The sequence below is a fragment of the Nonomuraea antri genome, assembly GCF_013283785.1.
GTDB classification, from domain to species: Bacteria; Actinomycetota; Actinomycetes; order Streptosporangiales; family Streptosporangiaceae; genus Nonomuraea; species Nonomuraea antri.
Map to the genome: position 1 here is coordinate 1 of NZ_JABCPZ010000008.1, position 20,995 is coordinate 20,995.

At 71.1% G+C, this 20,995-nt stretch carries 18 protein-coding genes; 4 read left to right on the plus strand and 14 right to left on the minus strand.

Annotated features, from left to right (window positions below; genetic code table 11):
• Positions 1-119: 119 nt before the first annotated feature.
• The 4 genes from HII36_RS04145 to HII36_RS04160 all read right to left on the minus strand — a co-directional run bounded on the left by HII36_RS04145 (position 120) and on the right by HII36_RS04160 (position 4,618).
• On the minus strand, positions 120-887 hold the full coding sequence (locus tag HII36_RS04145; protein WP_173521684.1) for an aspartate/glutamate racemase family protein: 768 nt from the start codon (positions 885-887) through the stop codon (positions 120-122).
• Between the two features lie 91 nt (positions 888-978).
• Positions 979-3,546, minus strand: coding sequence for a glycosyl hydrolase family 18 protein (locus HII36_RS04150; protein ID WP_173521685.1), 2,568 nt, complete (start codon positions 3,544-3,546; stop codon positions 979-981).
• 166 nt (positions 3,547-3,712) lie between these two features.
• Positions 3,713-4,189 carry a TIGR03618 family F420-dependent PPOX class oxidoreductase gene (locus HII36_RS04155; RefSeq protein ID WP_173521686.1) on the minus strand — a complete coding sequence of 159 codons (477 nt, stop codon included), beginning with the start codon at positions 4,187-4,189 and terminating at the stop codon, positions 3,713-3,715.
• A gap of 30 nt (positions 4,190-4,219) precedes the next feature.
• A complete protein-coding gene (locus tag HII36_RS04160) occupies positions 4,220-4,618 on the minus strand; it encodes an ester cyclase (protein WP_173521687.1) in 399 nt (132 codons plus the stop codon).
• A 97-nt stretch (positions 4,619-4,715) separates the two neighbouring features.
• Here HII36_RS04160 and HII36_RS04165 point away from each other — a divergent pair, with 97 nt between their 5' ends.
• Both HII36_RS04165 and HII36_RS04170 read left to right on the plus strand, forming a co-directional pair.
• Positions 4,716-5,801 carry a PrsW family intramembrane metalloprotease gene (locus tag HII36_RS04165; RefSeq protein WP_173521688.1) on the plus strand — a complete coding sequence of 362 codons (1,086 nt, stop codon included), beginning with the start codon at positions 4,716-4,718 and terminating at the stop codon, positions 5,799-5,801.
• Between the two features lie 74 nt (positions 5,802-5,875).
• The gene (locus HII36_RS04170; RefSeq protein WP_173521689.1) at positions 5,876-6,496 is read left to right on the plus strand and encodes a pyridoxamine 5'-phosphate oxidase family protein; all 621 of its coding nucleotides are present in this window, start codon (positions 5,876-5,878) and stop codon (positions 6,494-6,496) included.
• A 5-nt stretch (positions 6,497-6,501) separates the two neighbouring features.
• Here HII36_RS04170 and HII36_RS04175 read toward each other — a convergent pair whose 3' ends face one another.
• A complete protein-coding gene (locus HII36_RS04175) occupies positions 6,502-6,675 on the minus strand; it encodes a hypothetical protein (protein WP_173521690.1) in 174 nt (57 codons plus the stop codon).
• A gap of 345 nt (positions 6,676-7,020) precedes the next feature.
• The gene (locus HII36_RS04180) at positions 7,021-7,470 is read right to left on the minus strand and encodes a hypothetical protein (RefSeq protein ID WP_173521691.1); all 450 of its coding nucleotides are present in this window, start codon (positions 7,468-7,470) and stop codon (positions 7,021-7,023) included.
• A gap of 602 nt (positions 7,471-8,072) precedes the next feature.
• Between HII36_RS04180 and HII36_RS04185 the strand changes: the two genes are divergently transcribed.
• Together HII36_RS04185 and HII36_RS04190 are read left to right on the plus strand one after the other, a co-directional pair.
• Positions 8,073-8,540 (plus strand): MFS transporter, encoded by a 468-nt coding sequence (locus HII36_RS04185; RefSeq protein WP_173521692.1) that lies wholly within the window; start codon positions 8,073-8,075, stop codon positions 8,538-8,540.
• A gap of 79 nt (positions 8,541-8,619) precedes the next feature.
• The gene (locus HII36_RS04190) at positions 8,620-8,871 is read left to right on the plus strand and encodes a hypothetical protein (RefSeq protein ID WP_173521693.1); all 252 of its coding nucleotides are present in this window, start codon (positions 8,620-8,622) and stop codon (positions 8,869-8,871) included.
• Between the two features lie 5 nt (positions 8,872-8,876).
• On the opposite strand, the gene HII36_RS04195 is transcribed toward HII36_RS04190, so the two are convergent.
• The 8 genes from HII36_RS04195 to HII36_RS04230 all read right to left on the minus strand — a co-directional run bounded on the left by HII36_RS04195 (position 8,877) and on the right by HII36_RS04230 (position 20,846).
• Positions 8,877-9,965, minus strand: a complete 1,089-nt coding sequence (locus HII36_RS04195; RefSeq protein WP_328807583.1) for a winged helix DNA-binding domain-containing protein — start codon at positions 9,963-9,965, stop codon at positions 8,877-8,879.
• A gap of 77 nt (positions 9,966-10,042) precedes the next feature.
• Positions 10,043-11,734 (minus strand): ABC transporter family substrate-binding protein, encoded by a 1,692-nt coding sequence (locus HII36_RS04200; protein WP_217369148.1) that lies wholly within the window; start codon positions 11,732-11,734, stop codon positions 10,043-10,045.
• A 36-nt stretch (positions 11,735-11,770) separates the two neighbouring features.
• The gene (locus HII36_RS04205; protein WP_173521694.1) at positions 11,771-13,807 is read right to left on the minus strand and encodes a dipeptide ABC transporter ATP-binding protein; all 2,037 of its coding nucleotides are present in this window, start codon (positions 13,805-13,807) and stop codon (positions 11,771-11,773) included.
• Positions 13,804-14,721: an ABC transporter permease gene (locus HII36_RS04210; protein ID WP_173521695.1), complete on the minus strand. Its 918-nt coding sequence runs from the start codon at positions 14,719-14,721 to the stop codon at positions 13,804-13,806. Before HII36_RS04210 ends, HII36_RS04205 begins: the two co-directional genes overlap by 4 nt.
• Complete coding sequence (locus HII36_RS04215) at positions 14,718-15,704, minus strand: ABC transporter permease (protein WP_173521696.1); 987 nt, start codon at positions 15,702-15,704, stop codon at positions 14,718-14,720. Before HII36_RS04215 ends, HII36_RS04210 begins: the two co-directional genes overlap by 4 nt.
• A gap of 89 nt (positions 15,705-15,793) precedes the next feature.
• The gene (locus tag HII36_RS04220; RefSeq protein ID WP_173521697.1) at positions 15,794-18,139 is read right to left on the minus strand and encodes an AAA family ATPase; all 2,346 of its coding nucleotides are present in this window, start codon (positions 18,137-18,139) and stop codon (positions 15,794-15,796) included.
• 64 nt (positions 18,140-18,203) lie between these two features.
• Positions 18,204-19,100, minus strand: coding sequence for a haloalkane dehalogenase (locus HII36_RS04225; RefSeq protein WP_173521698.1), 897 nt, complete (start codon positions 19,098-19,100; stop codon positions 18,204-18,206).
• A 15-nt stretch (positions 19,101-19,115) separates the two neighbouring features.
• Positions 19,116-20,846 carry a tetratricopeptide repeat protein gene (locus tag HII36_RS04230; protein WP_173521699.1) on the minus strand — a complete coding sequence of 577 codons (1,731 nt, stop codon included), beginning with the start codon at positions 20,844-20,846 and terminating at the stop codon, positions 19,116-19,118.
• Positions 20,847-20,995 lie beyond the last annotated feature (149 nt).

Consider the following 20,995-nt stretch of genomic DNA (forward strand, 5'->3'; position numbering starts at 1 on the left):
AGAGGGGACAGGGCGACCCAGGAGGCCACGAGAACGAGGCCGAGTCGTCGGAACATGGATCTCCTCGATGGGGGGAGAAAGCCAACGACCCGACCATGACAAGATCGAATGACGACCGGTCAAGAAAATGATAGCGAGACGGTGCCACTCAAGTGAGCATTTCCCGCCACCGGGCCGCCGCGCCACGACGGCAGTGCCCGTTCGCCCGTCGCCACCTCATAGGCCGCGCTCGCCAGCAGCCGCGTCGAGTCCAGCGTCGGCAGCGGCGCGACCTCCGGCGTCACCAGCAGCGGGATCTCCGTGCACACCAGCGCCACCGCGTCGCAGCCACGCGCCGCCAGCTTCTCGATCACCCGCAGGTACGCCTGCCGCGAGCTGTCACTGAACACCCCGTTGACCAGCTCGGCGAAGATGATCTCGTTGACCAGACGCCGGTCGTCCTCATCGGGCACCACGGCCTCGATGCCGCGCGCCCCGAGCGCGCGCGGGTAGACCGGACCGTCCATCGTGTACGCCGTGCCGAGCACGCCCACCCGCCGCCGCCCGTCGCGTTCGGCCTGGTCGGCGACCACCTCGGCGATGTGCAGGCCGGGCAGCGCCAGGTCGTCGCCAGGACGTTCGAGCGCCAGGTGCGCGGTGTTGTCCGGGCAGGCGAAGAAGTCGGCGCCGGCCCGGGCGAGCCGCGACACGCTCACCGCCAGCGTCGCGCGCACCGCGTCGTGGTCACCGGCGTCCCAGGCGGGCATGCTGCGGCCGAAGGCGATGTAGTCGAGCGTGACGTCCGGGTGGTCGTGGCGGCCCAGGCGGCGGAAGCCCTCCTGGCAGTAGGACAGGAAGCACAGCGCGGCGCCTTCCGTGCTGTGGGCGAGAATTCCGACATGCCGCATGATGGCCCGACCTTCCTGCAGGAGATACGAGGCCATCATGCCCGAACGGCGGTATCCCGAAATTTCGGGATACCGCCGTCGAGAAACGGTGTTACCTCAGTCCCGCGTCCAGCGCGGTGGTCAGGGCGCCGTTGGCGGTGTCGCCCGACATCTCCCAGATCATCGCGCCCAGCAGGCCCTTGCTCTTCAGCCACGCGGTCTTCTTGCCGATCGACCACGCGTCGTCGAACGACCACCACTGGCCGTTGTTACCGGTGTAGCAGTACGTCGCCACCGCCGGCTCGTCGTGCCGGATCGTGCAGCCCGGCACGCTGGCGAGCAGGTTGCTGTAGCCCCTGGTACCGGCCTCCTCCTGGAACTGGCCGGGTGCGGCGCCCTTGGCGTCCTGCCACTCGCCGTACTTGCCGCCGTCCGTCACCTGCTGCCAGCCGCGCCCGTAGTAGGCGAGACCGATGGTCAGCTTGCGGGGGCTCACCCCGGCCTGGAGATAGACGTCGACCGCCTTCTCGACGCTGAAGTCCGGGTTGTACGGGCTGTCGCTGTCGAGGTAGAGGTTGCCCTGGTGGCCGGTACGGTTCGGCTCCCAGGAGTTGTCGCTGCCCGCGCCGTGGAAGTCGTAGCCCTGGACGTTGAAGATGTCCAGGTGCTTGGCGACCTCGGCGAGCTCCCAGCCGGCCTCGATCTTGACCGGGTCGGCGGGGGTGAACGCGGTGAGCTGGTACCGCTGGCCCGTCGTCGTGGTGAGCGCGTCGAGCTGGCGGCGGAACTCCGCGATCAGCAGCGTGTTGTTCCGCTTGTCGTTCGGGCTGATGTGGTTGCCCGCGTGCCCTTCGGCGCCCGGCCACTCCCAGTCGAGGTCGATGCCGTCGAAGATGCCGGCGCCGGTGCCCGGGCCGCCCTTGCCGTTGTACACGGGCAGGTTGCCCTTGATGTAGATGTCGATGCACGACGACACGAACTTCTTACGCGCGGCGTCCGTGGCGGCCACGTCGGAGAAGTACTTGGAGTACGTCCAGCCGCCGAGCGAGATCAGCACCTTCAGCTTCGGGTACTTGGCCTTGAGCTTCTTGAGCTGGTTGAAGTTGCCCTGCAGCTTCTCCCAGCCGGTGTCGGCCACGCCGTCCACCGACTGCGCCGAGCTGAACGGCCGGCCGTAGTCGGCCTCTGCGTCGCCCGCGCCGTCACCCTGGTTCGGGTCCTGCGGGTTCTGCGTGGTGCCCTTCGTCACGCCCTGCAGACAGGTCAGGTTCTGCGGGTCGATGTTGGCGAAGGCGTAGTTGATGTGGGTGAGCTTCGCCGCGGCCCCGCTGGTGTCGAGGTTCCTGACGAAGAACTGGCGGCCGTAGATACCCCACTGGACGAAGTATCCGACGCGGGCGTACCCGGTCTCCACGATATCCGCCGTCGTCACCTTCACCGCGGCGGAGGCCCCGGAGACGTTGTCGTACAGGTCCCTGGCCTTGACGGTGAAGCTGTACTCGGTGGACGGCGACAGGCCGGTGACGGTCGCGGTCGTGCCGGTGACCGTGGTGGCCACCGTCGAGCCCACGTACACGTCGTAGTTGGCCACGCCGCTGTTGTCGGTGGCGGCGCTCCAGCTCAGCGTGACGCTCGCGGACGTCTTGCCGGTGCTGGTCAGCCCGCCCGGCGTGGACGGCGCCTGGGTGTCGTCGGCCGGGTTGCGGGTGGTGACCGTGAGCGCGTTCGAGGCCGGCGACAGGGTGCCCTTGCGGTCCTTGGCCTTGACCGTGAACGTGTACTCGGTGTTCGCGGTCAGACCCGACACGGTCGCCGTGGTCCCGGTGACCGAGGCGGCCTGCGCCGTACCGTTGTACACCTCGTAGCCGACGATGGGCAGGCTGCCCGCCGTGGCGGCGTCCCAGGCCAGCGAGACCGTCTTGGTGGTCTTGACCGGCGAACGCAGGTTGCCCGGCGCACCGGGCGGTGCGTCGGGGGCGCCGTCGCAGTTCACGTCGTTGATGCGGCAGCTGGTCGGCTCGGCGTTGGCCTGGCTGACCGTGAACGTCGGGCTGTAGGGCTCGGTGGTGCGGCCCGGGTTCACCGTGGTGTTGTAGTGGGCGGGCGTGAGCGTGACCGTACGGCCGGACTGGGTGATCGAGCCGTTGGAGGCGTTGCTCGCGGTGACGCCGGCCGGCAGGTCGAAGACGATCGACCAGCCGTTGAGCGCGGCGGTGCCGTTGTTGGCCACGATGAACTTGGCCGAGGTGCCGCTCACGTCGTAGGTCGCGCTGATCGGCGGCGGGGGCGGCGGCTCGTCACCGCTGCCGTCGCACTTGGCCCCGTTGATCAGGCAGCTCGTCGGCTGGACGGCCGAGCTGAGCGTCACCTTGGGGCTGAACGGCTCGGTGCTCCTGCCCGCCTGGACGGTGTTGATGTAGTAGGCGGGGGTGAGCGTCACCTTGGTGCCGCTCTGTCTGATGGTGGCGTTCTGCGGATTGGACGCGGTGACCCCGGCGGGCAGTTCGAAGACGATCGTCCAACCGCTCACAGCGGTGGTCCCGGGGTTGTTCACCACGAATGTGCCGGTGTTCCCCGACAAGGAGAACGTGGCGATGAGGCGGCTCGCGGCCTGCGACGGTAGAGCCGACAGGGCGATGATCACGACAACGGCGATCAGGGGGGTGACTAATCGGCGCACGTAGAAAGCCTTTCTTTAAAGAAAGTTTCCTAACAATTACGCGGATCGTAAGCCCCGGTCAGCGAACATGCAAGGGCCGCCGGGGGCCTGATCTTCCTGGCGTCCCGGCTTGAGAAACGTGAGATTCGAGGTCCGGCGCCGGCTGTACGGCTCCTGACCGGGTGGTTTACTCGCTCGGCAGGTCGAGTGCGGTGCCGTACAGACGAGACACCCGCAACCTGATCACCAGCCGGCGATCGGCCACCATCTGGCTCAGGAACGCGGACTCGGCGGCCGGGTCGGCGAAGGGCGGCTGCATGGCCAGCAACTCCCTGCCCACCTCGTCCCCGGGCTCGTCGCTGACCGGCGACAGCTCGGCCAGGCCCTCGGCCACCGCGTACGACCAGAAGTCGGCGCTGGCCACGTAGAGCGCGGCCCGCGGGTCCTTGTGCAGCTGGCGGACCTTGAGCCGGTCGGCGACCGTGGAGACGCGGACCACCCGCTGCCCGGGGTCCCAGGTGTACAGGACGGTCGACAGGTGCGGGTGGCCGCTGCTCTTGTTGGTCGCCAGCGCGCCGAAGCGCTGCCCGGCCAGCATCCGCGACAGGTCCTCGTCACCGAGCGAACGCGGACCGGGGCCCTGACCGGGACCGTGCTGTGACATCCACCCTCCCCATGGGGTTTGCTGAGAATGTCACCCTATGCCCAATTGGCGGGAGAAGGTCTGCGCGTCGGAGATCACCCAGTACTCGGCGAACCTCCCCTCGGAGACCCGCAGGAGGTCGTGCCCGCTGAAGGCGACCCTGGTGCCCTTCCGCGCGGTGGCGCCGGGGATCGTGCCCAGGTAGTCGCCGCTGAACGTCCAGCGCGCCGCCACCAGGTCGCCGTCGACGACCGGGCCCACGTCGAGGGTGACCGTGACGTTCTCGAACGGCTCGTGACCTTGCCGGAGCGCCTCGGTCAGGCCGTCCGGGCCGGAGACGTCCATGCCCGGCCAGTGGCCGGTGAAGTCGGGGGTGACCAGTTCGTGGGCGAGCGCGAAGTCGCCGTTCCACATCCGCAGCAGCCAGCGCTCGTACAATTCGGCGATCATCCCAGACCGTTACCCCGGTAAGCGGCGAATTCACCGGGGAAAGCGGGGCCAAAGCGGGGATGCTGTGGTGGATGCGCCCGAGCCGAGGAGACACCCGATGACAGCTCCCCCCATGGCCCAGCGGCCGAGCAAGCTCCTGCTGATCGCCCTAGTGATCTCGGGACTCCTGGCGCTGGCCGTGCTGGCCATCCTGCTGATCTCCGGCGGGCCGTTCAGCTTCGGGCTGTCGGCGCTGATGGGGTTCGCGCCGCTGCCGGTGCTGCTGGCGGCGGTGCTGTCGATCGACCGGCTGGAGCCCGAGCCCAAGCTGCACCTGATCTTCGCCTTCGCCTGGGGCGCCGGGGTGGCGGTGCTGCTGGCCATCGCGTTCACCGAGGCCGGCCAGTCGCTGTTCGAGCGCGCCGGATACGGCACGCGCATCGTCAACGAGGTCGGCGCGGTGCTGCTCGCGCCGGTCATCGAGGAGGCGCTCAAGGGATCGGCGCTGCTGCTCCTGCTGCGCAGGAAACGGGAGATCGACGGCCTCACCGACGGCATCGTGTACGCCTCCATGTGCGCGCTCGGCTTCGCCACCGTGGAGAACATCGGCTACTACATGATGGCCTTCGACGAGTCGGGCACCGCGGGCGTCATGCAGCTGTTCGTGCTCAGAGGCCTGATCGACCCGCTCGGCCACCCGATCTACACCTCGCTCATCGGCGTCGGCGTGGCCTACGCGCTCACCCGGCGCAACCCGGCCAGGTACGCCGCGATCCCGCTCGGCTACCTGGGCGCGGTGTTCCTGCACGGGCTGTGGAACGGCGCCGCGACCCTCGCCCCGCGCACGCTGCTGATCCCGGCCTACCTGGTGATCATGCTGGTGCTGATCGGCCTGATCGTGGTGAGCGTGCGCGAACGCCAGCACCTGGTCGCCAAGATGGCCGCCTACCTGCCCGGCTACGAGAGCACCCACCTGGTCACCCCGGACGACGTGCGGATGCTGACCACGCTCTCGCGCCGCAAGCAGGCCAGGTCCTGGGCCAGGTCCAGAGGGCTGGGCCGGGCGATGAGCGACTACCAGCAGGCGGCCACCGAGCTGACGATGTTGCACCTGCGGGCCGAACGCGAGGGCATGGACCCGGACGAATTCGCCGCCCGGCGCGACGCCCTGCTGGCGGCCATGGCCTACGCCCGCAGGTGGTGACACCCGGACACCCCGCACAGTGCGCAATCCGGACGCCCTGGCAAGATTTGGGCGTACCCCCGAGAGGAGAACGCATGAGCTGGGTGGAGATCGGGTCGGAGACGGAACTGCGCGAACTGCTCGGCGAGGTGATGCCGCGTGCGCTGACCAAGGAACGCGTGCGGCTGCACGAGCGTGACAGGGAGTGGCTGGCCGCGTCGCCGTTCTGCCTGATCGCCACCTCCGACGCGGAGGGCAACTGCGACGTCTCGCCCAAGGGCGACCCGGCCGGCTTCACGTACGTCATCGACGACACCACGATCGCCATCCCGGACCGTCCGGGCAACCGGCGCGCCGACGGCTTCCTCAACATCCTGCGCAACCCGCACGTCGGCCTCGTCTACCTGATCCCCGGCCGCAACGAGACGCTGCGCATCAACGGCCGGGCCAGGCTCGTCCGCGAGGCCCCGTTCCTCGACGAGATGATCGTCAAGGGCAACCGGCCGCACCTGGCGCTGGTGGTGGAGATCGAGCAGATCTTCTTCCACTGCGCCAAGGCGTTCCTGCGCTCCTCGCTCTGGAAGCCCGACAGCTGGCGGCCCGACGTGCTGCCGTCGCACGCCAGCCTGGTCAAGGAAGTGCAGAAGGTCGAGGAGACGGTGGAGGAACTCGAGGCGTACTACGGCGAGGCCTACGCCAAGAAGCTCTACGGGTAGGCGCGTCAGGCGGCGGGGGTGGGGCCGCCGGGGAAACGCAGCACGTTGCGCCCGGTGTAGGCGTGCAGATCGACGACCTTGGGGTCCGCGGCGGCGGCGCGGCGCCGCCGCGCGGCCGAGCGGATGTCGCGGATCTTGTGCCTGGCGACCTGCGGCGGCACCACCGCTAGCCTCTTCATCGTGAGCCCCCCGTGACGTTCTTGTTACCTATGTTATCTACAGACACGTAGGTAAGTTTTGTGTAAGGACTGACCTCAGTAGGGGAGCTTGCGGCCCGACGGAGACCGCAGGTCCAGGTCCGTGCTCCGGTCCGGACGCCGTTTCGTCGTCGCCTTGATGACTCTGACGCGTTTCATGGGTCTGCCCCCTTCCCGCGTTGCCGTGCTCCAGCTCTTCGTGTCTCACGATGCGCCGCGCCGGTTGACGGCGGCTTGGCGGAGGCTTGCCATCCGCCATGCGCGCCAACCTAACGGGGTACGGCCGTCCGGCTCAATGCATTTCTACCGAATGGCCGCACGAGGCCGTCAGCCCCCGCAGTTGCCCCAGGACTTGCGGCCGCCCCACGCCTCGACCCGGTTGTGCGGGTCGCGGGTCCAGCCGGCGTACCGCACGCACTTCCAGCTGCCGTCCAGGTGGCCGGTCTCGGCGTAGTAGCGGTACTTCTGCGCGTCCTCCGACCGGCCGCCGCCCCTGACCTCCAGGTACGCGCCGGTGACCGTGCGGGTGCCGGTGTACGCCGTCTTGATCGCGGCCACGCAGTTCTTGCCGGTGCGCTTGTTGTACATCAGGTACACGTGCCCGAACACGGCGCCCGCGCGTGTCTCCATCGGCCGGTGGCCGTCCTTGACCCGGTGGAAGCCGGGGCCGCAGACCCGCTCGGGGGTGTAGCCGGCCGAGGTGGCGTAGGCGGCGGACGGCGTTGCGGCGATACCGGCGGCGACCAGGGCGGCCGCGATGACCGTGCGGGTGAGCACGTGTTTCCCTTCGGCAGGGGGGCATTGAGGACATCGCCGATCTTTACTGGGACTCAACCGGATGTGCAAGGGGTTCTGACAGATCCGCGTGGGAGGTGCCTTCGGATGCCGCTGATCGTGGTGTGCGCGATGTGGGGCGTTTTCTGGGGCTCCTGGTCGGTGTTGCTGCCCGCGCTGAAGGACCAGCTCGGCCTGTCCGCGGCCGATCTCGGGCTGGCGCTGGCCGCCGTGCCCGTGGGCGCGCTGCCCGCGATGACGCTGGCCGGACGGTGGGCGCGGGGACGCGAACGGCCGGGCTTGATCGCCGCCGTCGTCGCCTTCGGGCTCGCGGTGGGGGCGCTCGCGCTGGTCTCGTCCCGGTGGCAGCTCGTGCTGGTGCTGGTCGCGCTCGGGGCGGCCGTCGCCGTGCTCGTGCTGGCCGCCGCGCCGCCGCTACGCGCCCTGCCCGGTGGCCAGGTTCAGGCAGGACCGGCCGAACCAGGGCCCGAGCCAGGACGCGCGGAGTCAGAGCCGGTCGAGCCAGGGCCCCGCCCGGCGGGCTGTGGCGGGCGGCGCTGGGGCTGGGGGCGACGGCCGCGTGCGCGCTCGTCATCGAGAACGCGGTGGAGCAGTGGTCGGTGCTGCTGCTCGAAGCGCATCGCGGCGCCGGGCCGCTGCTGGCCGGGGCCGCCCCCGCGGTGTACATGGGCGCGCTCACCGCCGGCCGGATCGCCGCGCAGGCGCTGCCCGGGCTCTCGCTCAGCCACCTGAGCCTGGTGGCCGGCGCGGGCGGCGGCGCCGGCATCGCCCTGGCGGGCCTGGGCGGGTCGGCCCTGGTGTCGATGGCCGGGTTCGGGCTGGCCGGCCTCGCGCTCGGGCCGCTGGTGCCCGCCCTGCTCAGCCGCGCGGCCGCCGACGACCCGCGCGGCACGCTGGTGTGGATCGTCTCCACCGTGTCGTACGCGGGTTTCGTGGTGAGCCCGCCGCTCGTCGGCCTGCTGACGACCTGGGTGGGGCTGCCCGCGGCCGTCGCCTGCCTGGGCGTGCTCGGCGTGCCGCTGGCGCTGCGGTCCTTCCGATTCTTCCGATGAATATGGGCGTCATTTGAGGAGAACAGACCCGGGAACCGGGTATCCCCCCGGCGGATCGTACTGCGAGAAGGGGATCACCATGGCTGTCTGCGAGACGTGCGGCAACGACTACGACATGTCCTTCGAGGTGCACGCGCAGGGGGCGGTGCACACCTTCGACTGCTTCCAGTGCGCGATCCAGGCGATGGCCCCGATCTGCGAGCACTGCGGGACCAAGGTCATCGGGCACGGGGTGCAGTCGGGCGAGCACTGGTACTGCTGCGCCCACTGCGCCCGTCAGGAGGGGACGAAGGGCATCGTCGACCGCGTGATGGCCGGCTCGTCCGCCTGAGCCCGTTACAGCAGGGCCTCCACCCGGGCCACGGCCTCGGCCAGCGGACCCTCGGGCAGCGGCTCGAACAGGTCGAGCACGACCTTGCCGTTCTTGGGCTCCCAGACGCCCGACACGCGGCCCTGATGCACCACCACCGGCGAGATCCAGCCCGCCTGGCGGCTGACCCTGGACTTGACGTCGGCCGGGATGAGCGGGGTGAGCGAGCGCGGCGCGCCCAGGATGTACTGGTCGAAGCCGGGCAGCAGCCGGACGTCGCCGGTCGGGGCGGTCGCGGCCAGGTCGTCGAGGTGCTCGGTCAGGGCCAGCAGGCTCTGGCCGTCGTCGGCGGTGACCTCGGTCAGCTCCGGCGCCAGCGCCCGGAACCAGCTCTTGAGCAGGGTCTTGCTCGCCACCGTGCCGAACAGCCAGGTGGCGAACATCTCCGGCGTGGCCGGGCCGTGCGCGCCCAGGTAGGCGCGGGCCAAGCGGACCGCGGCCTCGTCCGCCGGCGGCAGGGCCCGCGGCCAGCCGGTGATCCACTGCCCTGGGGCGGTGAAGGTCACCCGGCCCTCGCGCGGCGGCGCGTAGCACAGCTCGCCCAGCCGGCTCAGCGGCTTGAGCAGGGCGCCCCAGCCCGAGGTGAGCGCCTCGCGCAGATGCGCGTCGCCGGTGACCTCGACCACCGCGTCGACCAGCTCTTCCCGGGTGAGCGGCGGCCCGGCCAGCGCCTGGGGCACGGCCTCGATGATCGCCGAGATCTCGGCCGCGGTGACGCCGTGGCCGCGCTGCCAGGCGCCCTTCTCCCAGGAACGCAACGTGCTCAGCACCGCGCAGTAGTCGGCCAGTTCGTCGGCCGGGACGAGATGCAGGGTGCCACGCATGACCCAGGTCTTGACCAGCGTGCGCTCGGCCCACAGCGCCCGGTCGATCGCGCCGGGATCGGCCTCGGCGCTCCTGAGCGCGATGGCCAGCTGGGCCGAGGAGGCGACCTGGGTCTGCACGCCGCACAGCCGCCGCGCCACCTCGACGGGACCGGGGGCGTCGGCGCGGCTGACGAACTGCCGGCGCAGCCGCCAGGCCAGGATCTGGGGCCAGGTCAGGTGAAGAGTCACGACACCATGTTCTACACCCGCCCACCGACGCTTTCGCCCGGCAGCCCGGGCACCGCGGACCGGACCGGGTGCGGAGGTCAGCCGGTGAAGCCGATGTCCTGGTAGCGCAGGTCGTAGAAGCCGCGGGCGCCCAGGTTCGCGATGTTCTCCCGCACCGCGACCAGCTGCGGACGCTGATACAGCGGCAGCACGTTGACCTTCTGCCAGATCAGCTTGTCGGCCTCGTTGGTGGCCGCCTTGGCCTCGGCCGGGTCGAGGCTCTGGCCGGCGCGGCTCATGGCCCGGTCGATCTCGGGCGAGCCGGTGCGCCCGAAGTTGGCGTTCCACGTCTTGCCGGTAGGCGAGTTCGCGTAGATCCCGTAGCTGCTCGAGATCGGGAAGGGCGTGCCGATGTACGCGAACGGCGTGATGTCGAAGTTGCCGGGGATGACGTACTTGCTGAAGAAGTCGTCGCTGGGCACCGCCTTGAGCGTGAGCTTCACCCCGAGCTGCGCCAGCATGCTCTGCGCCAGCTCGCCCTCCGACTTGCTCAACTGCACCCCGGACGGCACCACGAACCGCAGGTCGAGCGGCTTGCCGTCCTTCTGGCGCACGGCCCCGTTCAGCTTCCAGCCGGCCGCGTCGAGCAGCTGCTTGGCCTTCTGCGGGTTGTAGACCCCCAGCTCACCGGCGTTGTCCTGGTACCCCTCCTGGGTGTTCATGAAGAAGCGGTTGTTCAGCAGCGTGATGGGCCAGTTCAGCCCCTGCAGGTCGGACTGCACGATCGCCTGGCGGTTGATGCCGAGCTGGATCGCCTGCCGCACCCGTTCGTCCTTCAGCAGCTCGCTGGAGCCGTTGAAGGTGAAGTGCCGGAAATCGGGCCCGGCCGCCCGGCGCACCGCCGCGCCCTGCGTGGAGTTGGCCCGCGACAGGTCGGGCGCGGACGGCCCGATGTTGACGAAGTCGAGCTCGCCGTTGCTGAACGCGCCCATCAGCGAATCCTGCTCCGACGCGCGATAGATGATCTGGTCGAGCTTGGCCCGCTCGCCCCACCAGGCGTCGTCGCGCACCAGCGTGATCGTCTTGGCCGTCGGGTCGATGCCCTTGAACTTGAACGGCCCCGCGGTCACCGGGATCTTGTTCAGCCACGAGCCGTTGAACGACTGCGGCGTGCTGTTCGCCGCCACTGGCAGCAGCGGCCCGAACAGCGACTGCCAGTCGCTGAACGGCCGGGCGAAGGTGACGATCACCTCGTGGTCATCCTTGCCCCGCGCCACCTTCTCGATGTCCTGGTAGCCGGTGGAGGACACGATGTGGAACTCGGGGTTCCTGCCGTTCAGCGCCTTCCACTGGGCCTGGTAGTCGGCCCAGGTGATCGGCTTGCCGTCGGACCACTTGGCCTTGGGGTTGAGCGTGTAGGTGACGACCTGCTTGGGCGACTGCTCGGTCACCTTCGCGTCGAGCACGTAGTCGCGATTGACCGAGATGTCGGCCTTCTCGTTCGAGATGAACGCCTGCGGCAGCAGCGCGTTGCTCACCACGGCGGCCTCGGCCAGGTTGCCGTCGACGTGGTTCCTGTTCCACTGGTCGGGGAACTCGTTGATGCCCCAGCGCAGCGTGCCGCCGTCCTTGACCTTGTCACGCGGCTGCGGGTTGATGTCGAAGGCCTGGATGGACGGGGTGCCGCTGCCCCCGGCGCCGCCCTCGCCCTCCTGACCGGCCTTGCCGCAGCCGGCCAGTGACAGCGACCCGGCCACGGCGACGGCCACGACAAGACGTGATGCTTTCATTCGGACGATTCCTCCTGGGACTTCATGACGTCGCGGTCAGATGACGTCGCGTCTTTCTGCGTAGTGGCAGGCGGCCTCCTGGTCGTGGCCGCGCTCGCCGACGGCCAGCAGCTCCGGCTCGACGTCCACGCAGAGCCTGCGCTCGTCGTCGGTCAGCTCCGCGCGGAACTTCGGGCAGCGGGTGCGGAACCGGCAGCCGGTCGGCGGGTCGGCCGGGCTGGGCAGGTCGCCTTCCAGCAGGATCCGCGCGCGCCCGCGCTCCAGCTGCGGGTCGGGCAGCGGGATCGCCGACAACAACGCCTGCGTGTACGGGTGCGCCGGCGCGTCGTAGACGGCGTCGACCTGCCCGATCTCGGCGATCCTGCCCAGGTACATCACCGCCACCCGGTCCGCGATGTAGCGCACCACGGCCAGGTCGTGCGCGACGAACAAGTACGACAGCCCCAGCCGCCGCTTCAGCGAGGCCAGCAGGTTGATCACCCCGGCCTGGATCGACACGTCGAGCGCCGAGACCGGCTCGTCCAGCACCAGCAGCTTCGGCTCCAGCGCCAGCGCGCGGGCGATGCCGATGCGCTGGCGCTGGCCGCCGGAGAAGTCCTGCGGGTAGCGGGCGGCGTGGGCGGCCGGGTCGAGCCCGACCAGCCGCAGCAGCTCGGCGACCCGCCGCCCCGGGTGCGGCACGCCGTGCGTGCGCAGCGGCTCGGCGACGATGTCGTGCACGGTCATGCGCGGGTCGAGCGAGGCCAGCGGATCCTGGAAGACCACCTGCAGGTCGCGCCTGACCCCGGTGCGTCCCGCCGCGCTCAGCCCGGCCGTGTCGTGCCCCAGCACCACGATGCGGCCCTCCTGCGGCGCGGCCAGCTCCAGGATCTGCGTCAGCGTGGTGGTCTTGCCGCTGCCCGACTCGCCGACCAGGCCCAGCGTCTCGCCCTCGCGCAGGTCGAAGGTCACCCCGGCCACCGCGTGCACGGTGCCGACCCGCCGCTTGAACACCGCCCCCTTCATCAGCGGGTACTGCTTGACCAGCCCGCTGACGGCGAGCACCACGCGATCCGAGCGCGGCGGGCGCTCCTCGGCCGGCGGCGCGGCGTGCTTGCCGGGGCCGCGCGGCGGGCGCACGTCCTGCCAGCGGATGCAGGCCGCCCGGTGGCCGAGGGTGTCCGTCTCGAACAGCGGCGGCTCGGACGCGTCGCACTCGTCGATCTTCAGCGGGCAGCGCGGCGCGAACGGGCAGCCCGGCGGCAGCGCGGCCGGCGCGGGCGGGCCGCCCTCGATCGGCACCAGCGGATGCCGGCCGCCCCGGTCGACGCGCGGGATCGAGCCGAGCAGCCCCACCGTGTACGGCATCCGCGGCCGCTGGTAGATGTCGTCGACCTCGCCGATCTCGACCGGCCGGCCCGCGTACATGACGAGCACCCGGTCGGCGAACCCGGCCACCACCCCGAGGTCGTGCGTGATCATGATGATCGCCGCCCCGGTCTTGCGCTGCGCCTTCTTCAGCACCTCCAGCACCTGCGCCTGGATGGTGACGTCGAGCGCGGTGGTGGGCTCGTCACAGATGATCACGTCGGGGTCGTTGGCGATGGCCATCGCGATCATCGCCCGCTGCCGCATGCCGCCGGAGAACTCGTGCGGGAAGGCCAGCGCCCGCTCGGCCGGGCGCGGGATGCCGACCAGCTCCAGCAGCTCGACCGCCTTGACCGCGGCGTTCTCCCTGCTGATGCGCTGGTGCACGCGTACCGCCTCGGCGATCTGGTCGCCGACCCGGTAGACCGGGGTGAGCGCCGACAGCGGGTCCTGGAACACCATCGACACGGCCTTGCCGCGCAGCGCGGTCAGCTCGCGCTCGCGGGCTCCGATCAGCTCCTGGCCGTGCAGCCGTACCGAGCCGGTGACCTTGGCGTTCTGCGGCAGCAGGCCCATCACCGCGGCCGAGGTGACCGACTTGCCCGAGCCGGACTCGCCGACGATGCCCAGCACCTCGCCCGGACGTACCGCGTAGCTGACCCCGCGTACCGCGCGGACGCCGTCGAAGGCCACGTTCAGCTCGGTGACCTGCAGGACCGGCCTCATCGTGGCCTCTTCGCGGTCGGGTCGAACGCGTCGCGCAGCGCGTCGCCGATCAGGTTGACCGCCAGCACCGTGATCACCAGCAGCCCGGCCACGAACCAGAACGTCCACGGGGCGTACACCGCGGTCCTGGAGCCGTCGGCGATGAGCGTGCCGAACGACACGTCGGGCGGCTGGATGCCGAAACCGAAGTACGACAGCGACGTCTCGGTGAGTATGGCAGAGCTGACGTTGAGCGTGGCGTCCACGATGAGCAGCGACGACAGGTTCGGCAGCACGTGACGGAAGATGATCGTGGTCGGCCGCACGCCCATGTACCTGGCCGCCTGGATGTACTCGCGCTCCTTCAGCGAGATCGTCATCCCGCGCACCACCTTGGACGTGATCATCCACAGGAACAGCGCCAGCATGATCACGAACAGCGCCCACTGCCCGGAGCCGAACAGCGGCGACATGATCGCCAGGATCAGGAACGCGGGCAGCACCAGCAGCAGATCGGTCAGCCAGCTCAGCGCCCGGTCGGTCCAGCCGAGGAAGTATCCCGCGAACGCGCCCACCACCGCCGCCAGCGCCGTGGACACCAGCGCCGCCAGCAACCCGACGATCAGCGACTTCTGCATGCCGCGCATCGTCACCGCGAAGACGTCGGCCCCGGTCTGCAGCGTGCCGAACCAGTGCGTTGCCGACGGCGGCTGCAGGAACGCCATGAAGTCCTTGTCGGTGTAGGACCACCGGTTGACCAGCGGCCCGCAGAAGGCCAGCAGGAACATCAGCGCCAGCACCGCGAGGCCGAGCATCCCCTGACGCGAGCGGAGGAACCGCCCGGCCACCACCTTGAGCCTGGACGGCGCCCGCCCCTCGACGGCGGGCCCGCCGGTGAGCTCCTCGGCCAGCTCCTCCTCGGGCAGCAGGCTCATCCCGACCTCACCCTCGGGTCGAGCGCGGCGTGCAGCAGGTCGGCGGCCAGCGCGGCGAGCAGCACGGCCACCGCGGCCAGCAGCGAGATGGCCGCCACCGTGTTGACGTCGTTGGTGAAGATCGAGTCGATCAGCCGCTCGCCCAGCCCGTGCCAGCCGAAGATCTTCTCGGTGAACGTGGCCCCGGTCAGCAGCGCGCCGAACGTGAACGCGAAGTACGTCGCCACCGGGATCAGCGCGGTACGCAGCGCGTGCCTGGTCAGCGCCTGCCACCTGCTCAGCCCCTTGGCCCGGGCGGTGCGGACGAAGTCGGCGCCCAGCACGTCGAGCATCATGTTGCGCTGGTAGCGGCTGAAGACCGCGATCAGCCCGATCGACAACGAGAGCGTGGGCAGGATCAGGTGCTGCAGCCGGTCGAGCACGTGCCCCCAGAACCCGGTCACCAGCCCGTCGCTGTACTCGCCGCTGACCAGGAACACCGACCGGCCGAAGACGTTGTCGTTGGCCCAGGTGCCGACCAGTTTGAGCATGTTGGCCAGCACCACCACCGGAATCGCGAGCACCGCGAACGACAGCGCGGTCGACAGCCGGTCGAACCACCCGTACTGCTTGACCGCGGCCAGCGCGCCCACCAGCACGCCCAGCAGGCTGCCGAAGATCAGCCCCAGCATGATCAGCCGGAACGTGACGCCGGCCCGCCGCCGGAGATCGTCGTTGACCGGCGACCCCGTCACGGTCTTGCCGAAGTCGCCGTGCAGCACCCCGCCGGCCCAGGTGGCGTAGCGCTGCAGCAGCGGGGTCCTGTCGTTCAGGTTGAGCGCGGTGAGCTGGGCGTCGACCACCGCGGGCGGCGGCTTGGGCGTGCGGTCGGCGTAGTTGGAGCGCGGGTCGAGCGCGGCGGCGGCGAGCAGGTAGGCGAGGCTGGCGGCGACGGCGACGAGCACCACGTAGTTGAGCAGCCTGCGGGCCAGGAACCCCGCCATCGTCCCCCCTCCGGATGCGCACGCCGTGTAGTCATATTGCTACACCATGTCACCGAGGGATCGCAGGCAAGCGTCAAAGAGGGGTCTGATTAACGTCCGGAAAGTTCGTCTACGGCCGTTCTGACGTCGTCGCTGGTGATTGTGGTGAGATCGGCGGAGCTGGCCGATCCGCCGCGCGAGGCGTGCGCGGCCAGGCGCACGTCGCGGCGCATCGCCGCCCGCTCGAACAGCGAGCGCGCGAACCGGCCGTTGCCCAGGCCGTCGATCAGCCGCTCCTCGCACACCCAGGCGAACACCTCGTCGAGGTCGCGCAGCGCCTGCTCGTCGAAGCTGTCGCCGGCGTTCTCCGCCAGCAGCACCGCGATCTGCGACAACTCGCCCGGGCTGTAGCTGGGGAAGGCGACCCGCTGGTTGAACCTGCTGGCCAGGCCCGGGTTGGTGGACAGGAACGCGTCCATCTCGCGCTCGTAGCCGGCCAGCACGATGACGAGCCGGTCGCGGTCGTCCTCGGCCCGCTTGAGCAGGGTCTGCACGGCCTCGGCGCCGAACGCGTCGCCGCCGGAGTAGCCGGGGTTGACCAGGCTGTAGGCCTCGTCGATGAACAGCACGCCGCCCAGCGCCCGGTCGACCAGCTCGTTCGTCTTGATCGCGGTCGCGCCGAGATGCTGGCCGACCAGGTCGGCGCGGTGCGCCTCGACCACGTCGGGCCTGGCCAGCAGCCCGAGCGCGGCGAAGATGCGGCCCACCACCCTGGCCACCGTGGTCTTGCCGGTGCCCGGCGGGCCGACGAACACGAAGTGCCGCATCTGCTGCGGCGTGGGCAGGCCGCGCTCCTGCCGCATGCGCGCCACCTGGAGCTGCGCCGCGATCGCGTGGACCTGCCGCTTGACCGGGGCGAGGCCGGCCATCCTGTCGAGGTCGGCCAGCGCCTCCTCCAGCGTGGGCGTGGCAACGTAGCCGCGAAAGCGCGCGGTCAGCTCGTCGAAGGCCTTGGTCACGTCGGCGGTGGTGGTGGTGACCAGGTCCTGCGTGGTCGGCGTGCCGCCCGCGCCCACCACCCGCACGTCGCGGGCCTGCGCGGCGGCCTCGACCAGGCTGCGCGCGAACCTGGCGTTGCCCAGTTCGTCGACCAGGCCGCGGCGCTGGACGTCGTCGAACCTGCTCAGCAGCACCTGCTTGGTCTCGGCGGCCATGATGTCGCCCCTGCGCCGCTGCAGCAGCTCGGTGACCTCGACCAGCTCGGCGGGCGAGTAGCCGGGGAACCGCACCCGGGTGGCGAACCTGCTGGCCAGGCCCGGGTTGCTGGACAGGAACGCGCTCATCTCCTGCTCGTAGCCGGCCAGGATGATGATCACCCGGTCGCGGTCGTCCTCAGCCCGCTTGAGCAGGGTCTGCACAGCCTCGGCGCCGAACCTGTCGGGCTGGCCGTCGGAGGAGTTCATCAGCCCGTATGCCTCGTCGATGAACAGCACGCCGCCCAGCGCCCGGTCGACCAGCTCGTTCGTCTTGATCGCGGTCGCGCCCAGGAACTCGCCGACCAGGTCGGCCCGCTGCGCCTCCACCACGTACGGGGTGTCGAGCAGGCCGAACGCGTAGAAGATCTTGGCGACCGCCCTGGCCACGCTGGTCTTGCCGGTGCCCGGCGGGCCGACGAAGACGAAGTGCCTGGTGGGCCGGTCGGTGGTGTAGCCGGCCTCGGCCCGCAGCCTGGAGGCCTCGATGGAGGCGGCGATCGAGCGCACCTGCTCCTTGACCGGCGCCAGGCCGACCATGCTCTCCAGCTCGCTGAGCGCCTCCTCGACGGAGATCTGCGGCAGCGCGCCCTGCTTGTCGGCGGGCGACTCGGGCCTGCCCTCGCGCCCCCTGACCCTGACCTGCTCCTCGGCGGTGGTCTCCGCCTTGGCCTTGCGTGCCAGCAGGAACCGGTAGACCAGCACGGCGCCGGCCGTCAGGTACGCCCCCCAGACCGCGGCCCCCACCCCGATCAGCGAGAGCGCGGCGGCCAGCAGGCCCGCGGGGGTCAGCGCGGACAGCGTGGTCACCCAGGGCGCCACCCAGCGGATGAGATGCGCGCCCGCGGCGACGGGCAGGGCCAGCGCGACCATCAGGTGCAGGCCGTTGGACCCGGCGGGGAAGAGCCCGGAGAACAGCACCAGCGCCAGCGCCACCCAGGCCACCACCACCAGCGCGGTCGCCGCCGCCCGCGGATAACGCATGGTCAGCGCGACGAAGCCGAGCAGCGCGACGGTGAGCGGGAAGGTCGCGCTCAGGTCCCAGCCGAGCATGGCCGCCGCGGCCATGACGGCGACCAGCACGACGACGTAGAGCACCCGGCGCACGGCGGCGGGAATGTGGAAGTACCGCTCCCGCACCTGCTCGAACAGATCCCGCGCCGCGGCCCGCCCCGCGGCCTGGGCCCTGCCGGACTCACGCATCACGCCTCCCCGGTCCGCCCCTGGTTATACCGCACCGGACCGACGATTGGGCGGCCCTGACACGCTAGGTGGAGGTCACGAAAGCGGAGATTTGCCGCCCGAGTTCGGGCCCGGCGTCCTCCTGGAGGAAATGACCGGCTCCGGCGATCGTCGGGTGCTCGCGTCCGGCGGCCCCGGCCATCGTCCTGATCAGGATCGGCGCCATGCCGCCCGTGATGGGGTCACCGTCGGAGAACGCCACCAGGAACGGCCGCTCCAGCGTGGTGAGGATCTGCCAGGCAGCGCGGTTGGCCGGCGCGGCGGGATCGTCCGGGTCGGTCGGGACGAGTCCCGGCATCGCGCGCGGTCCCGCCTTGTACGACTCGTCGGGGAACGGGGCGTCGTAGGCGGCCAGCACCTCCTTCGGCAGCTCGCGCCGGCAGCCGGCCTGGACCAGCCGCGCGACGTCCAGCACCGGCGCGGTGCGCACGGCCTGCCTGAAGCGGTGCCACACCTCCGGCATGGGAATGTCACCCGTGGGCAACCCCGTGTTGGCCGCCACGATCCTGGCCACGCGCTCCGGGTGCTCGGCGGCGACGCGCAGGCCGATCAGCCCGCCCCAGTCCTGGCCGACGACGGTGACGCCGGTCAGTCCGAGCGCGTCGAACAGCAGCGCCCTGGTCCACTCGACGTGCCTGGCGTAGGTGTGCCCGGCCGGGTCGACCGGCTTGTCGGAGCGGCCGAACCCGATCAGGTCGGGCGCGATCGCGCGCAGCCCGGCCGCGGCCAGTTCGGGCATGACGTGCCGGTACAGGAACGACCAGCTCGGCTCGCCGTGCAGCAGCACGACGGGCTCGCCGCCGGCCGGGCCGGTCTCGACGTACGCCATGCGCAGGCCGTCGCCCACCTCGGCGTGGCGCGGCTCGTACGGGAAGTCGGGCAGGGCGGCGAAGCGTTCTTCGGGGGTGCGCAGGGCCTCCATAGAACAAAATTCTAACTACCGGCGCTGGTGTCGGCCAGGGAACTCCCCGACGAGCACGTGCTTGGGCGTGACCCGCAGGACGTCGGAGTCCGCCTGCGCCACGCCGCGCACCTCCACCCAGAACCGCCGCTGCAGCGGGTCGGCGGCGAAGACCGCCACGCGCGGGTCGGATTCGATGGCCGCCCAGGCCGCCGGCTCGGCGATCAGCCGCAGCTCGCCCGCCGCCGTGACCGAGGCCACCGCGCCCACCACGCGCGGGCCGAGCGGGTCGTCGTAGGACAACACGATGCTCCTGGCGTACGCGAACGCCTGGCGCACCTCGGGATCGAGCGCCACCGACGGCGCGCCGCCGACCGGCAGGTCGCACATGATCAGCGACGCCCGCCAGGGCCCGGGGCCGCCGCGCCACCAGGCCAGGGCGGCGCGCAGCACGAACACCGCCGCCACCGCGCCCAGCGCGCCCAGCCCGATCCGCCACCCCCACACCTGCCCGAGCACCCCGCCGACCGCGCAGGCCGGCGCGGCCACCACTAGCAGCCAGATCGCCACGCGCAGCCACGCGTCCCCCCGGTGCCGCACCCGGCGGTAACAACGCAGCAGCGGGTACGGCGCCACCACCGCCACCAGCGCCGCCCGCGGCTCCATCACCAGCGCCCCGCCCAGCAGCGGCACCAGCACCGACCAGGTACGCCCGAGCACGATCCACAACGTCACCCCGGCGTTCCTGCGCGCGCTGCGCTCGGACCCGGCCCGGACGAACTCGGCCAGCGCGCGCACCGGCCTGCCACGCCACGCGTCGGCCAATGCGCGCACGGCCGCCAGCACCGGCCAGCCCAGCACCACGATCCCGGCCAGCCCCGCCCAGACCGGGTCGAACGACGCAGGCAGCACCGGCACCGCGGCCAGCAGCAGCCACGCCGCGAACGCCGGGACCGACATCGCCGCCGACACCACGGCCGTGCCCAGCCACGGGTCGCGGCCGAGCATGGCGGGCACGTACGGCCAGATCCCCACCCTGCGGGCCTGCCTGATCGTGATCACCGCCACCAGGGCCAGCACGACCAGGCCGCCTGCCTCCGCCTGCCTGCCCCAGTCCAGCCGGAGCGCGGCCGCCGCGATCGCCAGCGTGGCCACCGCCAGCAGCAGGCGTACCTGGCGCGACCACACCTCCAGCGCCCGCCTGGCCCGGCCGGTCTCGCGCGGGTCCAGCGGCCAGGCGGGGTCGTGGTGCGGCCGCGGCCGCTGCCAGCGCAGCAGGGCGAGACCCAGGTTCACCCGGGCCTGCGCGTGCTCGGGCCGCCGGTCGAGGACGGCCAGGTAGGAACGTTCCGCCCCGGCGTGGTCGCCGCCGAGCAGCGCCAGGTCTCCCAGCATGACCTGCGGGTCGGGCTCCTCGGGCGCGAAGCGGTGCGCGTGCTCGGCGTGCGCCACGGCCTCGCTCCAGCGGCCCGGCGCCCGGCGCAGCACCGCGGCCAGGCGCAGCCGGGCCGACCAGGAGCCGCGCGACAGCCGGACGGCCTGCTCGGCCGGTGGGGTCGCGTCGGCGTCGCGGCCCAGGCGCTCGTGGGCCAGGCTGATCAGCCGGTGCGCCCACTCGTTGGCGGGATCGAGGTCCGCGGCCCGGCGCGCGGCACGCAGCGCCGACTCGGGACGGCCCGCGTCGAGCCTGGCCAGCGCCTCGGCACACCACTCACGCGGGGACCGATCAGGTATGTCGCCCTTTTCATCACTTTCATCGGTCCCCACGGCTCCATGATCGGTTGGCTACGCGATGTTGGATAGATGACGACATATGGCTGTATCTCTCTAGAGAGGTGAGCGGCAGCCGTGGATCATCCGATACCGCTATCCCGGGCGGGGGAGATGGCCTAACCTGTCACGCACCAGCACGTGCG

What these genes read in the sequence shown, in the direction of transcription:
- HII36_RS04200 (WP_217369148.1), bottom strand. Translation starts at nt 11,734, where the DNA reads ATGAAAGCATCACGTCTTGTCGTGGCCGTCGCCGTGGCCGGGTCGCTG.
- HII36_RS04205 (WP_173521694.1), bottom strand. Translation starts at nt 13,807, where the DNA reads ATGAGGCCGGTCCTGCAGGTCACCGAGCTGAACGTGGCCTTCGACGGC.
- HII36_RS04190 (WP_173521693.1), top strand. Translation starts at nt 8,620, where the DNA reads ATGGCTGTCTGCGAGACGTGCGGCAACGACTACGACATGTCCTTCGAG.
- HII36_RS04170 (WP_173521689.1), top strand. Translation starts at nt 5,876, where the DNA reads ATGAGCTGGGTGGAGATCGGGTCGGAGACGGAACTGCGCGAACTGCTC.
- HII36_RS04215 (WP_173521696.1), bottom strand. Translation starts at nt 15,704, where the DNA reads ATGGCGGGGTTCCTGGCCCGCAGGCTGCTCAACTACGTGGTGCTCGTC.
- HII36_RS04220 (WP_173521697.1), bottom strand. Translation starts at nt 18,139, where the DNA reads ATGCGTGAGTCCGGCAGGGCCCAGGCCGCGGGGCGGGCCGCGGCGCGG.
- HII36_RS04175 (WP_173521690.1), bottom strand. Translation starts at nt 6,675, where the DNA reads ATGAAGAGGCTAGCGGTGGTGCCGCCGCAGGTCGCCAGGCACAAGATC.
- HII36_RS04165 (WP_173521688.1), top strand. Translation starts at nt 4,716, where the DNA reads ATGACAGCTCCCCCCATGGCCCAGCGGCCGAGCAAGCTCCTGCTGATC.
- HII36_RS04225 (WP_173521698.1), bottom strand. Translation starts at nt 19,100, where the DNA reads ATGGAGGCCCTGCGCACCCCCGAAGAACGCTTCGCCGCCCTGCCCGAC.
- HII36_RS04160 (WP_173521687.1), bottom strand. Translation starts at nt 4,618, where the DNA reads ATGATCGCCGAATTGTACGAGCGCTGGCTGCTGCGGATGTGGAACGGC.
- HII36_RS04145 (WP_173521684.1), bottom strand. Translation starts at nt 887, where the DNA reads ATGCGGCATGTCGGAATTCTCGCCCACAGCACGGAAGGCGCCGCGCTG.
- HII36_RS04210 (WP_173521695.1), bottom strand. Translation starts at nt 14,721, where the DNA reads ATGAGCCTGCTGCCCGAGGAGGAGCTGGCCGAGGAGCTCACCGGCGGG.
- HII36_RS04155 (WP_173521686.1), bottom strand. Translation starts at nt 4,189, where the DNA reads ATGTCACAGCACGGTCCCGGTCAGGGCCCCGGTCCGCGTTCGCTCGGT.